Genomic DNA, 17,489 nt, shown 5'->3' on the forward strand with positions numbered 1-17,489 from the left:
AGGCGAGCTTGGGCATCACCTTTCGCAAGGAAACGTTTCGCGACGACTTCACCTTCAGGAACAGCCCTGAGCACATCAGGCGGTTCCCGTTTCCGTTCCATGAAGACAGCTACATGTATGCGGTCAACATCGAGCCGCATGTCGTCGGTCCGAAGGGCAGCGTGCTGGAAAACCTGATAGATGTCGATGAGCACTATGTCGCCGAGATGCAGGACCGCGCTCTGGTGCTGGCCGAGGATCCGTTGCGCTGCCAGTCGCTGCCGCACATGACGCTCGCCGGCTGGGATCTGCTCGAACTTCTGATGGAGCAGCAGGCGCTGGGCTATCCCGAGCATTTCACGCTGACCCGAGACGGCGATCGCTGGCGCTGGATCAACCGGCCGCTCGGCATCGACGACACCTTCACCTTCGGCGACACAACGACGCTGCCTTACGGGCCGATGGAGTACATCACCCGCCAGAGCCAGGGCGATTTCTGCATCCTCGATCAGCGCGACGGCAATCTTTGGATGGATGCCGGAATGGTCACCACCCAAGCCGACTGGTCGCTCGACTTCGACATCGGCATGAACTTCTTCGAGTGGCACGCGCCGGTGCCGCTGGCGCACGAAAAGGGGATTTTCACGCGCGCCCTGAAATTCCTCACCAACATCCAGCAAGGCAAGCCGGCGCGTCGCCTCAACTGGACCATGACCGTCAATCCGCGCCTCGACACCAGCCCCGAGAATTATCACAAATGGGGCCCGGACCGGGCGACGGTGACGCCCGACAATGTCGGCGACAAGGTGCATCTGCGCGTCGAGTTGCAGAGCTTCTGGCGCCTGCCGCGCTCCAACGCCATCGTCTTCCCGATCCGCTGCTACCTGATCAAGATGGACGAACTGGTGACGCAGCCCAAATGGGCCCGCCGCCTGCACCGTGTCATCCGCGACCTGCCCGAGGAGCTTGCCACCTACAAGGGGCTGACGCGGTATCGGCCAACGCTGGTGGAATGGCTCTCGAAGTTGGATGATGGAAGTGCGACGTCACCGGGGTTTGGGCCTGACTGAATCGCCGGTATTGGCGCTGCCCCTCAAGCAGCCAATCTCCCCCGAAGAGGGGGAGATGCCCGGCAGGGCAGAGGGGGGCACCGTGGAGCGCAGGCCTTGCCCAATGTCCAACCTCTAACGCTCCGCGAAACTCACCCGCCGCCCAGCCCGGCCACAATCACGACATGCTGGCAGACACTGTCGACGTCGCCGATACATCGTCGTTCCAGAAGCGCAGGACGGTCCAGCCCAGCGCTTCGAACTTGGCGGTTCTTGCAGCGTCCAATTCCGACGTTTCGGCTTGGCCATGCTGGGAACCATCAAGCTCGACGATCAGCTTTTTTGTCCGGGCATGCAAAATCGACGATATGGCCGGCGATAGGCATCTGGCGCCGAAACCCCAGTCCCATCAACCTATGTGCCCTGATCTCATTCCAGAGCTTGAGTTCGGCGTCGGTCATCACCTTGCGCATCCTGCGCGCATTGCGGCGGTTGTTGGAGGATACGAGATTATGCGTCATCGCGGTTCGCCCCCCTCTGTCCTGCCGGACATCTCCCCCTCGAGGGGGAGATCGGATGCCACTTCGGCTTTCGCCAATCGCCAATGCTGTAAAAAAGGAAATCGAGTCCCGTTACCCCGCGCTCTGCGGATAGCAAATAATCGACAGATAGCGCATCGGCAGTTTCGTCAGCTGTTCCGGCCCGTGCGGGGCGTCGGCGTCGAAGAACAGGCTGTCGCCGGGCTTCATCGGATAGAGATTGCTGCCGTGTCGGTAAACGACCTCGCCCTCGAGCATATAGAGGAATTCCATGCCCTCGTGCTGGAAGGTCGGGAACACGTCCGAATCCTCGGTCAGCGTGATCAGATAGGGCTCGACGACGACGCCGCTGGTGTTCGAGCCGATGTGACCAAGCAGATTGTACTGGTGGCCGGCCCGCGTGCCGCGGCGCTCGACGTCCAACCCTTCGCCCGCCTTGACGAAAACGGCGCTGCGCTCCTCTTCGAAGCGGCGGAAGAAGGCGGTGACGGGAACACCCAGCGCCCGCGACAGCGCCTGCAAAGTGGTCAGCGACGGCGAGGTGATGCCGTTCTCGATCTTCGACAGCATGCCCAGCGAAATGTCGGTGGCGACCGCCAGATCGGCGACAGTGATGCCGAGCTTCTTGCGGAACGCGCGCACCTCGCGGCCGATCGCCACTTCCAGCACCTTTTCACGCGTGTCGCGGATGGCGTGCGGGTTCTGGGTCAGCGGCGCGCGGATGGTCTTCCCGTCCACCGAGACCTTTGACAGCGGCTTTGCCTTTGCGCCGCCGGCTCCAGCACCGGCCTTTGGATTTGAAGCGTTTTTCGCCATGTCGCCCCCCGGACTTCGCGGATTTATTTCACTCAAGGTGAACATGTTCGGTGGCGATACATGAGCGCAGCCGCGTCGGCAAGCCGTCTTATGCCGCATGCGCCAATCCCGCGATTTCGGGCAATGCGGGTTCTTCGCCAGGAATCCGCCGTGCGCAAACGCCGTTCCCGCAGATGGCTGTTGACAGTGCCGGAGGGCCAATTACTGTCACTGGCAGTGAAATTTGTTTCGCTGGGGAAATCAAAAAAATGGAGGCCCGGACATGAACACTCGCGTTGCCGTCATCGGGGCCGGACCGTCCGGCCTAGCACAGCTCAGGGCCTTCAAGTCGGCGGCCGACAAAGGGGCAGGCATTCCCGAGATCGTCTGCTTCGAAAAACAGTCCGACTGGGGCGGCCTGTGGAATTATACATGGCGCACCGGCCTCGACGAACATGGCGATCCGGTGCACGGCTCGATGTATCGCTATCTCTGGTCGAACGGGCCGAAGGAATGCCTGGAATTCGCCGACTACACGTTCGAGGAACATTTCGGCCGACCGATCGGCTCCTATCCCCCGCGCGCCGTGCTGTGGGACTACATCAAGGGCCGCGTCGAAAAGTCAGGCGTGCGCAAATGGGTGCGGTTCAACAGCCCGGTGCGAATGGTGACCTTCTCGGACGAGACGAAGAAATTCACCGTCACCGCGCATGACCGCACCAACGACGTCACCTATTCGGAAGAGTTCGACAATGTCGTCGTCGCCTCCGGGCATTTCTCGGTGCCAAACGTTCCCTATTTCGAGGGGTTCTCGACCTTCAACGGCCGCATCCTGCACAGCCACGATTTCCGCGACGCGATGGAATTCAAGGGCAAGGACATCCTGATCATCGGACGCTCCTATTCGGCCGAGGACATCGGCTCGCAATGCTACAAATACGGCGCGAAGTCGATCACCTCGAGCTACCGCTCCAAGCCGATGGGCTTCAAATGGCCTGAGAACTGGAAAGAGGTGCCGCTGCTGCAGAAGGTCGTCGGCAAGACCGCGCATTTCAAGGATGGTTCAACCAAGGATGTCGACGCCATCATCCTGTGCACCGGCTATCTCCATTCCTTCCCCTTCCTCACTGACGACCTGAAGCTCAAGACCGCCAACCGCATGTGGCCGCTGGATCTCTATGAAGGCGTCGTTTGGGAGAAGAACCCGAAGCTTTTCTACATTGGCATGCAGGACCAGTTCTACACTTTCAACATGTTCGACGCGCAGGCCTGGTTCGCGCGCGACGTCATCATGGGCCGCATCAAGCTGCCGTCCGCGCAGGCAATGGCCGAGCACGGCGCCAGATGGCGGGCGCGCGAGGAGACGCTGGAAGACGCCGAGCAGATGATCTGGTTCCAGGGCGATTACACCAAGGAACTGATGGACCAGACCGACTATCCCGGCTTCGACGTCGAGGCGGTCAACCAGACCTTCATGGAATGGGAGCATCACAAGGTGGAAGACATCATGAGCTTCCGCGACCATTCCTACCGCTCGTTGATGACCGGCACCATGGCGCCGCTGCACCATACGCCGTGGCTGCAGGCGCTGGACGATTCGATGGAGAGCTATCTGGAGGTGAAGGGCGTCGCGGCGGAGTAGCGGCTTTCAGGCCGGCAACACGACCCAGTCGTGGCGGCTTTCGCCATAGACGGCTTGCGTCGGCGCAGGGAAAGACGGATCGGCGAAACAGCCGACCGCGACAGCGACCGCCTCCGGTTTGCGCGACGGATACCAGAACACCGTCGAGCCGCAGTTTCCACAGAAGTGGAAAGTGACGGGAAAGCCGCTGTCGGAATTGCGCCGGAATATGTGGGATGAGCCGTCGATGTCGATCGCGTCGGCATCGAAAAAAGCCGCTATCCCGAACGGACTGCCGGTGCGCCGCTGGCAGTCCAGGCAGTGGCAAAGCGATATTTTGGCCGGCTCTTGCGGACAGCGGATCTGCAATTGGCCACAGGCGCAGCGGGCAATCCTGCTGGTCATGTCTTCCTCCCTTGATAAGTTCGCCGCTTGAGCTTTAACCCAGCCTCGCCCGTGCCTTCGCCGTCCAGGCATTGAACAGCCGGTCGGCGACGATGCCGATGAAGGCGATGGCGAGGCCCGCCACGATGCCGCGGCCGGAATCGGCCTTGGACAGCGCGATGAACACCTCCTGGCCGAGATCACGGGTGCCGACCATGGCGCAGATGATGATCATCGCCAAAGCCATCAGGATCGTCTGGTTGACGCCCAGCATGATCTCGGGCAGCGCCAGCGGTAACTGCACGCGAAAGAAAGTCTGGCGCGGCGTGCAGCCCGAAACCTTGGCCGCCTCGATCAGTGCCGGCGGCACTTGCCTGATACCGTGATTGGTGTAGCGGATCGCCGGCACCACGGCGAAGGCTATCGTTGCGATCATCGCGGTGACGTCGCCGACGCGGAAAAGCATCACCACCGGAATGATGAAGCAGAAGGAGGGCAGCACCTGCAGCGTGTCGATGACGGGCGTGATCACCTTCTCGACGCGATCGCTGCGCGCGGCCATCAGGCCGATGGGAATGCCGATCAGGCAAGCGATGAAAGCAGAGATGCCGCAGAGATAGACCGTCGCCATCGTCTTTTCCCACAGCCCGGTGACGGCGCAGAAGGCGGTCAGCACTGCCACCAGAGCGGCCAGGCGCAACCCGGAAAGCTGATAGCCGGCAAGGCCGAGCAGGAACACCGCGCCCAGCCACGGAAAGCCCTCGCAGAAGGCCCGCACCGGGTTCAGCACGTTAAGGATCAGCGCCACGCGGAACGCCTCGATGACATCGAAGAAGTTGATCGTCACCCAATTCACCGCCGCTTTCCACAATGGCGCGGTGGTGAAGGTGATCGCCTTCGGCACCGCCGCGAAGGCAGGCACGAAGAGGCCAAGCAGTGTGGTGACGATCAGGATGGCGACGGCCAGCGTCAGATTGCGCCGCCAGAAGGCGGGCTGGACTTGCCGGTGGACGTGACCTTTTGCATGGTTGGCGGCGATGGCCTGGCTCAGCCGGTCGAGCGCGATGGCTAGCGCCACGATGGCCAGCCCCGCTTCCATGGCTTCGCCGACCTTCAGCGCACGCAGCGCCAGCAACACGTCATAGCCTAGCCCGCCGGCGCCGATCATCGAGGCGATGATCACCATGTTCAGCGCCAGCATGATCACCTGGTTGACGCCGACCATCAGCGTCGGCCGCGCCGACGGCAAAAGCACGCGCCACAGTTTCTGCCGCGCCGTGCAGCCGGCCATCTCGCTGAAATCGTCGATCTCGGACGGCACCCGCGACAGGCCGAGCATCGTTGCCCGCACCATTGGCGGCGTGGCGAAGATGGCGGTGGCGATCATCGCCGAAACCGGGCTGTTGCCGAACAGAAGCAGCATCGGGATGAGGTACGCGAAGGTCGGGATGGTCTGCATCAGATCGAGGGCAGGGGAGACCACCAGCCGCTCCGCCCAGGGTTTCCGCCAAGCCCAGATGCCGACGAACAATCCCGTGGCGATGCAGAATGGCACGGCGATGGAAATCAGCGCCAGCGTCAGCATGGCGCTGGTCCATTGGCCGAACAGCGCGATGTAGAGAAAACAGCCGCCGACCAGCATGCCGAGCTTGCGACCGCCAGCGGCATGCCCGGCGAGGAAGGCCGCCGCGCAGATGCCGATCCAGGACAGGCGCGGCAGCACATAGGCGTCGGCGCCGTGGCCGATCTTGAAATTCTTAGCCAGAAGGTCGAGCGCGAAGTCGAGCGGCACGCCGAGCACGGCAGTGATCGACCGCGTCAGCCATGACAGGTTTATTTTTATCCAGCGCATCAGGGCGCTGATCCAGTCGGCGACCGGCACGATCGCCTCGGCCGGATAATTGACGGCCCAGGGGAGACTGTCCTGGAGCAGGAACACGACCAGCACCACGCCAAGCGCTGCGGCCCAGACCAGCAGCCGGGTCTGCGCCGGTCGCGGCCTCGTCCCACTGGCGCTTGCCGTTACTGTCATGCACCGGCTCCTGACCTCTCGATGCCGGCGAGCAGGTCGATTACCGCTTGCGGCGTCACCTCGCCGATCGGCTTGCCGCTGCCGTTGATCACCGCGAACGGTCTGCCGCCCGCCACGATGCTGGCCGAGAAGCTGGCAATCTTGGCCTCCGGCGCCACCGTGCCGCCATGCTCGGCGCCGTCGCAGGCGCGCATCAGGCTCTTCGCCGAGATCACCTTGGCGCGGTCGACGTCGCGGGTGAATTCGGAGACATAGTCTGTCGCGGGATTAACCACCAGTTCCTCCGGCGTGCCGATCTGGATGACTTCGCCATCCTTCATGATGGCGATGCGGTCGGCCAGCCTTATCGCCTCGTCGAAATCATGGGTGATGAAGACGATGGTCTTGTGCAGCATGGTTTGCAATCGCATCAACTCGTCCTGCATCTCGCGGCGGATCAACGGGTCGAGCGCCGAGAACGGTTCGTCGAGGAACCAGATCTCCGGCTTGGTCGCCAGGCTGCGGGCGATGCCGACACGCTGCTGCTGGCCGCCTGACAGCTCGCGCGGATAGAAATGCTCGCGGCCGCGCAGGCCGACAAGCTCGATCACGTCGCGGACGCGTGCTTCGCGCGTCGCGCGGTCCTGCCCCTGGATGCTGAGCGGAAAGGCGATGTTGTCCAGCACGTTGAGATGCGGCAGCAGCGCGAAATTCTGGAACACCATGCCCATGCGGTGGCGCCTGAGTTCGATGAGCGCCGCATCGGAGATCTTGAGCAGGTCCTTGCCCTCGAACTCGACCTTGCCGTGCGTCGGCTCGACCAGACGCGACATGCAGCGCACCAGGGTCGACTTGCCCGACCCCGAGAGCCCCATGATGGTGAAGACCTCGCCCTGGCGGATTTCAAGATCGACGCCGCGTACCGCCCCGACCAGTCCGGCAGCGGCGACATCGGCCATGCTGGCCTTGCCGTCGCGCTCGCGGATGAAGCTGGCCGCGTTCGAACCGAACAGTTTCCAGACATTGCGGCAGGCCAGCTTTATCGGGCGGGCATCCTTTGGCGCGCCCGCAACGTTCGATCCCTGTTCGGTCTTGTCAGGCATTCAAGCGTCCTTCTGGAATATCGACGATTGAGGCCCGGCCGATCGACGGCCGGGTCTCATTCTCCAGTCGGAGCAATCACTGTGCCCAGGCTTGCCAGTCGGCTTCGTGGGCGGCGATCCAGGCGGCGGCGACGTCCTCCGGCGTCTTGCCGCCGAGGTCGATCTCACCGCTCATCTTGTTGAGCTCGTCGGTGTCGACCGTGTAGGCCTTGGCCACCTTGTAGGCGACGGGCCATTTGTCCTTCATGCCGTTCCAGGCATATTTCCAGATCTCGCCATGCGGCTTGCCGCAATCATATTTGGCGTCGGGATTCGTGCCCCATTTCGGGTCGCTGTAGCATTCGGGCGTGTATTCGGGGAATTGAACCCATTCGCCCTTGTATTTGGCCGGCGCCCAATGCGGCGAATAGATCCACAGCATGATCGGCGCCTTGCGCTGGTAAGCGGAATCGAGCTCCGCGAACATCGCCGCGTCGGTGCCGGCGTGGATGACGGTGAATGGCAATTTGAGTGCCTCGACGCGCTCGTCGTCAAAACCCTCCCAGGTCACCGGACCGCCGAGATAACGACCCTTGGGCGCCGTCTCGGCCGTCGAAAAGGCCTCGGCGCATTTCGGATCCTTCAGCGCTTCCCAATTGGGCAGGCCCGGGCATTTCTCCTTCATATATTCGGGGAACCACCACTCTTCCTTGGCCTTGGGGCCGAGCTTGCCGAGGCGCTCGGTCTGGCCGGTGGCGTCGGAAGCCTTCATCGCCTCGCCGGCGGTCGTGTCCCAGAATTCCAGGCCGATATCGAGGTCGCCATTGGTGAGACCGGTGGTCAGGCTGGAGAGGTAATCGGCGGTCGGATATTCGACGGTGTAGCCGAGCTTTTCGAGAATACCGCCGAGAATCTTGGCGTTGAGATTGACGCTGGTCCAGTCGAACAGCGCGATCTTGATGGGATCGTTGGATTCAGGGGCTGCGGCGTGGACGGAAAGCGTTGGCAGGCTCAGTGCCGCGAGCGCGGCGGCGCCCATGGACAGTTTAGAAACTCCGCTCCGAAATGACATGCTTGTTCTCCTTCAAGCTGTGACGGTTATCGTTCGTTCCCTTCTTGCGTCTTTCTGCCCTTGCTGGGTTTTTTCTTGATTGTGTTGGAAAGACCTGCCGTTGCGCAAGGCCGTTTCCGCCATCGCGCGGCCAAAACCGGCGCAGGTGGATTGTGCTGAGTGTTTGATTTGCGGAAATGGTGCTGAAAGGTCGGCGTCATAGCTGCCGACGGATCGCTGCGACAACGATCACCTGCGGGTCGATTGCCAGCCTTATGACGCCCTGCAAAATGCGAGCCATCAGGGTCCCCTGACCTCGGCTATCGGCCCGGCAAGCCCCATCGCCAGAACCGTTTCATGAGATGAAATTATATATACCAACACTTATCGCGCGCAATGACTAAGGCTTGCTGGATGCATAATTCGGACCGCAGGCGAGGTCGCACCCAACCCACCTGCCGAGCCACCTTACCAGCAGACGTAGCCGCCATCGACGATCAGGTCGAGGCCGGTGACGAAGCTCGACGCGCGGCTGGCCAGGAACACGGTCGGCCCGACCATTTCCTCGGGCGTCGCCATGCGCCCCATCGGCGTGTCGCGCTTGAAGATCTTGATCTCCTCCGCCACCTCGGGCCTCTTGTTCATCGGCGTCAGCGTGTAGCCCGGGCTGACCACGTTGACGCGCAGGCCGCGGTCGGCCCACTCCATGGCGAGGCTCTTCGACATGTGGATGACGGCGGCCTTCGAGGAATTGTAATGCGCCTGCGTCAGCCCGCGATTGACGATGGTGCCCGACATCGAGGCGATGTTGACGATCGAGCCCTTGCGCCGCGCCAGCATCTTGCGCGCTTCGGCCTGGCAGGAAAGGAACACGCCGGCGACATTGACCTCGTGCACCTTCTGCCACGTCTCCAGGGCCATTGTCTCGGCCGGCTCCGATCCGGCGATGCCGGCATTGTTGACGGCAATCGTCAGGGCGCCGAGTTCGCTCTCGACGCGGTCGGTCGCCGCCGCGAGATCGCTCTCGGACGTCACCGTGCCCGTCAGCACCAGCGCCTTGCGCCCAAGCGCGGTGATACGCTGTGCGGTCTCCTCCAGCCCGCCCTTCGATGCATGGCCGAAACAGGCGACGTCGGCGCCGGCCTGCGCCAATCCGATCGCGATTGCCTGGCCGATGCCGCTGCCGGCACCGGTAACCAGCGCGACATCGCCGTCCAGCTTGAAAAGATCCATCGATAACCCTCCCTGCTTCAGGGAGGGTATGCGCTGTCCCGCGTTCCGATCAAGCCTTCAGCGCGGGCATTGCGACACGGCTAGAAATAGCCGTCGGAGGCGGCCGTGGCTTCTTTCGGGATCTCGACGCCGTCGACCAGGATCTTGTCGACCAGTTCGTGATGGAAGCAGACCAGGCCCTTGATGCGCTCCGCCTCATGCACCGGCTCGGGATAGTACCAGACGAGGTTCTCGTGGCGCTTCTTGCCCGTCGTCACGTGATAGTAGTTGGAGATGCCCTTGTAGGGGCAGCGCGAGATGTAGCGGCTGGGCGCGAACATATCGAGCCGCGTGTCGGAGATCGGCAGATAATGGCGTACCGGATGGCCGGTCTCGAACAGGAACACGCCGCGCCGTGAATCGGCGACCTGCTCGCCGTCCAGGATGACCTGCACCCGCCGTGAGGACGGCAGGCAGTCGACCCGCCGGAACGGGTCGCGGGCGTGGACGAAGATCTCCTCGTCCTCCTCATACCAATGCGTCATCTTGGGCCAGTAGAAGGACATGTAGTCCGCGATCGGTGGGCAGCCCTTGACCGGGTCGAGATAGCGCCAGGCGGCATCCTCGACCAGCGTGATGCCGGTGTTGAGCGAGTAGTGCGTGGCCAGGCCCTTGAACGGATCTTCCGTCGTCGTCCTGCTCGGCAGCAGGAATTCCTCGCGCACGTCGCTCATCGGGAAATAGTAGACCGGCAGGTGATCGGATTCGTAGAACACCAGCGCCCTGGTCGTGTCGGCGACGATCATCGATCCCACTTGCACGCGCAGCCGCTTCTGCATCGGCATGGTGAAGGCGACGTAGCCGGGCTCGAACTCATACTGCACGATCGTGTCGAGCAAGGGAAAATGCGGCCCGCGGCCGCGCAAATGAGGCTTGCGAATGGTAGTCTCCCGTTTCTTTTCTTTTGTCATAGAGTGCTGGCGCAAAGCGAGATGGACCTGGATTGAGTCGTCTCGGAGTGGGTTTCCGGGCGGCGGGCTTCTCCTGAGTCGAGCGGCTCGAACGATGGCCCCCCATCGCCCTTCGCAGCCCCGCTGGCGGATAGCCTCGCCGCCCGAAAGCAGAAATTGTCCATCCAGCCTCTATCCCAGCGACACCCGGTCGAGCAGCAGGCCGGCGGCGATCGGCGGCAGCCCGCTGACATTCTTGCGCACCGGCACCAGGAGGTCGGGGAAATAGCTGAAGATGACAGGCGTCTCGTCGAGCAGCAGCTTCTGGATGTCTGACGCCGCCGCCCGCTGCGCGCCGATGTCGAGCGCCTTGAGATAGGAATTGACCATGCCGTCATAGGCGGCGCTCTTGAAATGCGCCGCATTCCACGGGCCGTCGCTGACCAGCGGGCTTTTCAGGAAGACGTTCGGCACGCTGCGATGGGCGTAGTCGGTGATGCCGAGCGGGCTGTCCAGCCAGTCCGATTGACCGAACACCGCCTTGCCGTAATATTTGTCCTGGTCCTCGATGTTGAGCGAGACGCGCGCGCCGATCTCCTTGGCGAAGTTCTGGAACAGCTGCGCGTAGCCGGGAATGTCGGAGTAGCGCAGCGTCGTCAGCGTGATGTCGAAGCCGCTGCTGAGGCCCACGGCTTCCATAAGCTGCTTGGCCTTGGCGATGTCCTGGGCGCGCTGCGGCACCGTTCTGTCGGTCGCGGGGAAGGCCGCCGCAAACGGGCTGTCATTGCCGGTCGCCGCCATCCCGCGGCACAGCCCATCCACCAGCTTGGAACGGTCGATGCACAGCGCCAGCGCCTGGCGCACGCGCTTGTCGGTGAAAGGCGCCATGTCGCAGCGCATGTGGAGCTGGCGGTGCGCGGTCGAGGCGACGCGCAGCACGGTGATGTCGGGGCTGTTCAGCACCACTTGGCTGACATCGAGCGGAATGGCGTCGAGAATGTCCACTTCGCCGGCCTGCAGCGCCAGGATGCGCGGCTGGACATCGCCGTAGAATTTGAACTCGAGCCGGTCGGGCAACGCCTTCTCGCCCCAATAATCGGGGTTGCGGATGAAGGTAGCGCCGACTTTCGGCGTGTAGCTCTCCAGCCGGAACGGGCCGGTGCCTTCAAAGGTCTTTTCGTAGTCGCCCTTGTAGCTCGCCGGCAGGATGACGGCATTGTAGTTGTCGATCGACACCGAATAGGGAAAGCTGCCGTTCGGCACGTCGAGATGGAAGGCGACGGTGTGGTCGTCGACCTTGCGGGTGCCGCCCTTCGACAGCAGGCCCTTGAACACCGAAAGCGCGTTCGAGGCCCCGTCCGGGTCGGCCAGCCGGTCGAAGGTCGCGACGACGTCGTCGGCCTTGAAGTCCTCGCCATTGTGGAATTTCACGCCCTTGCGCAGCTTGAACGTCCAGACGCTGCCGTCCTCGTTCGGCGACCAGCTTTCCGCCAGCACCGGCTTCAGCGTGAGGTCCGGCTGTGTGACGCAGAGGAATTCGGCGGTCTGGAAAACCAGCTGGTAGCTGCCGCTGTCGTAGTAGGTGACGGGATCGATGGCCCCGCCTGGCGTCGCCACGCCGGCGCGCACCGTGCCGCCCGGTTTGCCTTCGGCGCGGGCTTCTTGCGTGCCGAGACCGGCGGCGGCGACAAGGCTGCCCAAGAACGGCAGCGAAAGGCCGAGAACGCTGCCATGGCGCAGGAAATCGCGCCGGTCGAGCCGGCCGGCCAGCAATTCGTCGACAGCGGAATTTTCGATTGCAGTGAGATTCCGGCGGGCGATGTCGATCCTCTCGAAATGCTTCGGCATGGCTGCAATCCTCGCTTGTCTTGGGGCAGGCCATCTAGTTCATCGTTGACCGCGAGCGGAAAGCGATATTTTTTGATAGGGGCCATCGGAATTTTCGATGCGGAGAGCCAAGGCATGGACACCGAAAACCTGCGCAGTTTCCTGGAGATTGCCGAGCATGGCAGCTTCACCGTCGCGGCCAATCGGCTGAACCTTGCCCAGTCCACCGTCAGTGCGCGGATAAGAGTGCTGGAGGAGCAGTTGGGGCGACGGCTTTTCATCCGCGACCGCGATGGCATCACGCTGACGCCGGCCGGCCGCCAGTTCCTGCCGCATGCGTCCGCCATCACCCGCACCTGGGAGCAATCGAGGCAGGACATCGCCGTTCCCGATGGCTATGAAACACTGCTCCGGCTGACCGCGCCCGCCTATCTGTGGGAGCGCATCACTTCGCCATGGGTCGAATGGATGCGCGCCGAGCGGCCGAACGTTGCGTTACGGCTCGAGGGCAGTTTTCCCGATCTGGCGATCGACCAACTGGCCGAAGGCCTGCTCGACATCTGCATCCTCTATCTGCCGCGGCCGCATCCCGGAATCGTTTACGAAACGCTGGCCGTCGATCAGGTCGTGCTTGTCCAGCATGCCGCGCAGACGAAGCCATGGACCGAGAACTACATACTGATGGACTGGGGGCTCGAATTCCGCATCGAGTATGATCGGGCGTTTGCCGGCATGGTCAAGCCGGCCATTTCGGCCGGCCTGGTCTTCATCGGTTTGCAGCACGTGCTGTCGCAGCAAGCCGCCGCCTATCTGCCGCTCAGCGCCGTCAGCGGCCATATCGAGCGCGGCGAAATGAAACGCGTCGCGAACACGCCCGTGTTCCAGCGGCCGATCTATCTTGCCTATCCCAGCAATCCGGCGTCGTCGGATGTGCTCGACGTGGCCTTGGCGGGATTGCGGGCGCTGACGAGGGATTGGGCCGGCGAGCAGGGCTTTGCCGAAGGCGACCGGTCCTTCAGCATGGCCGGCCATCCGTGAAGGGCAGGGGCCGTATGTTCGGCTACGCCGGCTCGGTATCGACCGCTGCCGGCCTCTGCAGCCTGGCGAGTTCCGCGTAGGGAATATGGCAGCGGATCGAGTGCCCGGGGCGCGCCTCGGCCAGCGGCGGTTCCTGCTGTTCGCAGATCGGGCCGATCTTGCGTGGGCAGCGCGTGTGGAAGACACAGCCCGGCGGCGGATTGGCGGCGCTGGGGATTTCGCCGTCGAGACGGATGCGCGCCGTCTCGGTCTGGTCGAGCCTGGGCACGGCCGACAGCAGCGCTTCGGTGTAGGGATGATGCGGGCCGGAGAAGACGTCTTCCGACGGGCCGAGTTCCATGATGCGGCCGAGATAGAGCACGGCGATCTTGTCTGAGAGGTAGCGCACCACGCCAAGGTCATGCGAGATGAAGATGTAGCTGACGTCTTCCTTCGCTTGCAGATCGGCGAGCAGGTTGAGAATCGCGGCTTGCACCGACACGTCGAGCGCGGAGGTCGGCTCGTCGCACACGACGATGCGTGGATCGCCGGCGAAGGCGCGCGCTATGGCAACGCGTTGTTTCAGCCCGCCCGACAGCTGGCGCGGCTTCACGGCCAGATGCCGGTCGGTCAGCCGCACCGAGCGGACGAGGTCGTCGAGGCGCGCCTCGAGCGCCTTGCCGCTCAAGCCGGCCAGCCGCTTCAGCGCGCGGCCGATCAGATGCCTTATCGAATGCGAGCGGTTGAGTGCGGAGTCCGGGTTCTGGAAGACGATCTGCATCGCCTTGACCTGGTCGTCGCTGCGGTCCCCCAGCCGCGGCGCCAGCGCCTTGCCCTCGAGCTCGATGCTGCCGCCGTCGTCGGGCGGCACGAGGCCGAGCAGCAGCCTGGCGAAAGTGGTCTTGCCGCTGCCGGACTCGCCGACCAGCCCGAGCGTTTCGCCCGGCCTGAGATCGAGCGACACGTCCTTCACCGCGCGCAGCGAATGGCCATGGCTGGCAAAGGTCTTGTTCAGCCCGGCGACCCGCAATACCGGCGCGGCTGCGGCTTTCGGCGCGGCGGGCGCGTCGCCGGGCGTCGCGCGCGGCAGGGATTGCGCCTTCTCGTGATAGTGGCAGCGCGACAGCCGGCCGCCCAGTTCGTAGAGCGGCGGCAACTCGTTGCGGCAGCGGTCGGTAGCGAGAGCGCAGCGGTCGGTGAAGGGGCAGCCCTTGATGTCGGCCCCGATGCCGGGCAAAAAGCCCGGGATGGTGTCGAGGCGGCCCTGGTCCTTGCGCTGGCCGCCGCGCGGCAGGCAGCGCAGCAGCGCTACCGTATAGGGATGGCGCGGATCGTTGAAGACGGCCTCCGTCGGCCCTTCCTCGACCAGCATGCCGGCATAGAGCACGCCGACGCGATCGCACATGTTGGAGACGACGGCGAGATTGTGGCTGATGAACAGGATCGAGGCCGACAATTCTTGCCGCAGCTGCGCGATCAGGTCGAGCACCTCGGCTTCGACGGTCGCGTCGAGGCCGGTCGTCGGCTCGTCCAGGATCAGCATCGAAGGATCGTTGGCCAGCGCCATGGCGATCGCCACGCGCTGCTGCATGCCGCCGGAAAGCTGGTGCGGATAGCGTTGCATGACGCTGACCGGATCGGAGATCCGCACCCGGTTCAGCATGGCGATTGCGCGATCCTCGGCTGCCTGCCCCGTTTTGCCCCCAAGCTCGAAGATCTCGGTCAGCTGGCGACCGATGCGGATCGACGGGTTCAGCGCCTTGCCGGGGTCCTGATAGACCATTGAGACGCTTTCGGCTCGCATCTTTCTGAGCGCCTCGGCATCGAGCTTCATGACGTCCTGTCCGTCGAGCGAGATCGCGCCGCCTGATATGGAACCGTTTCGCGGCAGGTAGCGCACGACGGAAAGGGCGACCGTGGATTTGCCGCAGCCGGATTCGCCGACCAGCCCATAGGCCTCGCCTTGGCCGATGGTGAGACTGAGATTGCGCAGCACCGCCCGGTTTCGGCCGGAAACACGATAAGCGACCGACAGGTCGTTGAGGTCGAGTGCGTTCTGGGCCTGCGCCTTCCGGGTCTTGGAGGGTTCAGTCATTGAAGGCTCCATGCACGCCGTCGGCCGCCAGGTTGACGCCGATCACCAGCGAGGCGATGGCGAGCGCGTCGAACAGCACGGTCCACCAGAAGCCGCCGCCGATCATGCCGTAATTGCTGGAAATCGAGAGCCCCCAGTCCGGCGACGGCGGCTGGATGCCGAAGCCCATGAAGGAAAGCGTGGCAACCGCGAAAATGGCATAACCAAGCCGCACGGTCGTTTCAACCAGGATCGGCGGAATGACGTTGGGCAGGATCTCGACGAACATCGTATGCAGCGCACTCTCATGCCTGAGCTGGGCCGCGGCGACATAGTCGAGCTCGCGCTCAGCCAGCACCGCCGAGCGCACGGTGCGCGCGATGATCGGCGCGAAGCTCAGGCCGATGACCACGATGACGGTGGTCTTGGACGTGCCGAGCGCCACGATGGCGAGCAGCGCCACGATCACCACCGGGATTGCCATGAAGGCTTCCAGGATGCGGCTGACGACATCGTCGACGATACCGCGGAAGTAACCGGTGAGCAGCCCGAGCGCCGTGCCGGCCACCGTCGCCAGCAATGTCGCCAGCGGCGCCACGGTCAGGATGTCGCGCGAGCCGACGATGACGCGCGAGAAGACGTCGCGGCCGATCTGGTCGGTGCCGAACCAGTGTTCGGCCGAAGGCGGCGCCAGCGCGTTGATGATGTCGTCGGCGAGCGGATCGTAGGGCGCGAAATGTTCGCCGAACAGCGCACAGGCGACCCAGAACAGCACGATGGTGATGCCGACGAGGAAGGTGCCGGAGCGAAGCAGCGAGGACAAAACCTCCGCCAGGGGGCTGCGCTGGCGGGTGTCGTCCTGTCTGGCGGGACTGGTCTGGACGGCGCTCATTGTTCTGACCCCAGCCGGATGCGTGGATTGAGCACGGAATAGAGGAAGTCGGCCACAAGGGTGGCCACGGCATACACGATGCCAATGGTCAGGATGCCCGATTCCAGCATCGGGAAATCCTTGCCGCGCGCAGCGGTGAAGATCAGCGAGCCGATACCCTGGTAGCGGAACAGCGTCTCGATCACCACCAGCCCGCCGATGAGATAGCCGGTCTGGGTGGCAATGACGGTGATGGTCGGCAGCAGCGCATTGCGCAGCACATGGCGCCAGATCACCGTGCGCCAGGGCAGGCCCTTGAGCACCGCGGTTCGCGTATAGTCGGAATCGAGCGCCTCGATCATGCCCGAGCGCGCCATGCGCGCGATATAGCCGAACAGCACCAGGAACAGCGGCAGCGCCGGCAGGATCAGGTAGTAAAGCTGCGTGAAGAAACCGGCATCGCGCGGCCATGCCGCCGAGATCGGCAGCCAGCGCAGCCAGACGCCGAAGATCAGGATCAGGATGATGCCGGTGACGAACTCCGGCAGCACCGTCACTGACAGGCCGCCAAGGCTGATGATGCGGTCGAGCGGCCGGTTGAGGTTGAGGGCCGCGACGACGCCGCCAAGGATGCCGATCGGCACCACCAGCACGAAGGCGACCGCCGCCAGCTTCATCGAATTTCCCAGCGCATCGATGACGAAGGGGGCGACCGGCGAGCGGAAGATGTAGGACGTGCCCATGTCGCCCTGGACGAAGTTTGAAATCCAGCTCCAGTACTGGGCAAGCAGTGGCCGGTCGACGCCGAGCGAATGGTTGAGCGCATCGACGGCGCGCTGGTCGGCGAACGGCCCCAATATGGCGCGCCCGACATTGCCGGGCAGCACCTGCCCGCCCAGGAAGACCATGATGCTGAGCAGGAACAGCGTGACGAGCGAAAGCGAGACGCGCCGGACAAGGAAGGAGAGAATGGCTAACACTCCCTGAGTAGCCAGCTCCCGTCAGGAAGCTGGCTGTTAGAGGATTG

14 protein-coding genes and 1 pseudogene are annotated in these 17,489 nt (G+C 63.5%); 3 read left to right on the forward strand and 12 right to left on the reverse strand.

What is annotated here, in order from left to right:
* Positions 1-8 precede the first annotated feature (8 nt).
* The gene (locus FJ428_RS02015; protein WP_140878843.1) at positions 9-1,049 is read left to right on the forward strand and encodes a DUF3445 domain-containing protein; all 1,041 of its coding nucleotides are present in this window, start codon (positions 9-11) and stop codon (positions 1,047-1,049) included.
* A gap of 131 nt (positions 1,050-1,180) precedes the next feature.
* Here FJ428_RS02015 and FJ428_RS02020 read toward each other — a convergent pair.
* Positions 1,181-1,549, reverse strand: a pseudogene (locus FJ428_RS02020) (endonuclease domain-containing protein).
* 111 nt (positions 1,550-1,660) lie between these two features.
* A complete protein-coding gene (locus FJ428_RS02025) occupies positions 1,661-2,383 on the reverse strand; it encodes an XRE family transcriptional regulator (RefSeq protein ID WP_140559333.1) in 723 nt (240 codons plus the stop codon).
* A gap of 262 nt (positions 2,384-2,645) precedes the next feature.
* Here FJ428_RS02025 and FJ428_RS02030 point away from each other — a divergent pair, with 262 nt between their 5' ends.
* Entirely contained in the window at positions 2,646-4,004 is a 1,359-nt protein-coding gene (locus tag FJ428_RS02030) for an NAD(P)/FAD-dependent oxidoreductase (protein ID WP_140818350.1), read from the forward strand.
* Positions 4,005-4,010: 6 nt separating this feature from the next.
* On the opposite strand, the gene FJ428_RS02035 is transcribed toward FJ428_RS02030, so the two are convergent.
* The 7 genes from FJ428_RS02035 to FJ428_RS02065 all read right to left on the reverse strand — a co-directional run bounded on the left by FJ428_RS02035 (position 4,011) and on the right by FJ428_RS02065 (position 12,521).
* Entirely contained in the window at positions 4,011-4,388 is a 378-nt protein-coding gene (locus tag FJ428_RS02035) for a GFA family protein (RefSeq protein ID WP_140818348.1), read from the reverse strand.
* Between the two features lie 34 nt (positions 4,389-4,422).
* Positions 4,423-6,399: an ABC transporter permease subunit gene (locus FJ428_RS02040; protein WP_140878844.1), complete on the reverse strand. Its 1,977-nt coding sequence runs from the start codon at positions 6,397-6,399 to the stop codon at positions 4,423-4,425.
* Complete coding sequence (locus tag FJ428_RS02045; RefSeq protein WP_140878845.1) at positions 6,396-7,481, reverse strand: glycine betaine/L-proline ABC transporter ATP-binding protein; 1,086 nt, start codon at positions 7,479-7,481, stop codon at positions 6,396-6,398. The genes FJ428_RS02040 and FJ428_RS02045 overlap by 4 nt, the downstream gene beginning before the upstream one ends.
* Before the next feature lie 76 nt (positions 7,482-7,557).
* Positions 7,558-8,532: an ABC transporter substrate-binding protein gene (locus FJ428_RS02050; RefSeq protein ID WP_140818342.1), complete on the reverse strand. Its 975-nt coding sequence runs from the start codon at positions 8,530-8,532 to the stop codon at positions 7,558-7,560.
* A gap of 447 nt (positions 8,533-8,979) precedes the next feature.
* Positions 8,980-9,744 (reverse strand): SDR family oxidoreductase, encoded by a 765-nt coding sequence (locus FJ428_RS02055; protein WP_140878846.1) that lies wholly within the window; start codon positions 9,742-9,744, stop codon positions 8,980-8,982.
* An 80-nt stretch (positions 9,745-9,824) separates the two neighbouring features.
* Positions 9,825-10,694, reverse strand: coding sequence for a DUF427 domain-containing protein (locus tag FJ428_RS02060; protein WP_140497901.1), 870 nt, complete (start codon positions 10,692-10,694; stop codon positions 9,825-9,827).
* A 171-nt stretch (positions 10,695-10,865) separates the two neighbouring features.
* Complete coding sequence (locus FJ428_RS02065; RefSeq protein WP_140878847.1) at positions 10,866-12,521, reverse strand: ABC transporter substrate-binding protein; 1,656 nt, start codon at positions 12,519-12,521, stop codon at positions 10,866-10,868.
* A 114-nt stretch (positions 12,522-12,635) separates the two neighbouring features.
* On the opposite strand from FJ428_RS02065, the gene FJ428_RS02070 reads away from it, so the two are divergent.
* Positions 12,636-13,538 carry a LysR family transcriptional regulator gene (locus FJ428_RS02070; protein ID WP_140878848.1) on the forward strand — a complete coding sequence of 301 codons (903 nt, stop codon included), beginning with the start codon at positions 12,636-12,638 and terminating at the stop codon, positions 13,536-13,538.
* 22 nt (positions 13,539-13,560) lie between these two features.
* Here the strand turns inward: FJ428_RS02070 and FJ428_RS02075 are convergent, their stop codons facing one another.
* Genes FJ428_RS02075 through FJ428_RS02085 form a run of 3 tightly spaced genes read right to left on the reverse strand, consistent with a single transcriptional unit; the run spans position 13,561 to position 17,433 of the window.
* Entirely contained in the window at positions 13,561-15,612 is a 2,052-nt protein-coding gene (locus FJ428_RS02075; RefSeq protein WP_140514724.1) for an ABC transporter ATP-binding protein, read from the reverse strand.
* Positions 15,605-16,483, reverse strand: a complete 879-nt coding sequence (locus tag FJ428_RS02080; protein WP_140497909.1) for an ABC transporter permease — start codon at positions 16,481-16,483, stop codon at positions 15,605-15,607. Before FJ428_RS02080 ends, FJ428_RS02075 begins: the two co-directional genes overlap by 8 nt.
* Entirely contained in the window at positions 16,480-17,433 is a 954-nt protein-coding gene (locus FJ428_RS02085) for an ABC transporter permease (protein WP_140498118.1), read from the reverse strand. Before FJ428_RS02085 ends, FJ428_RS02080 begins: the two co-directional genes overlap by 4 nt.
* Positions 17,434-17,489 lie beyond the last annotated feature (56 nt).

It is taken from the genome of Mesorhizobium sp. B2-8-1, from assembly GCF_006440955.1.
Taxonomy (GTDB): domain Bacteria; phylum Pseudomonadota; class Alphaproteobacteria; order Rhizobiales; family Rhizobiaceae; genus Mesorhizobium.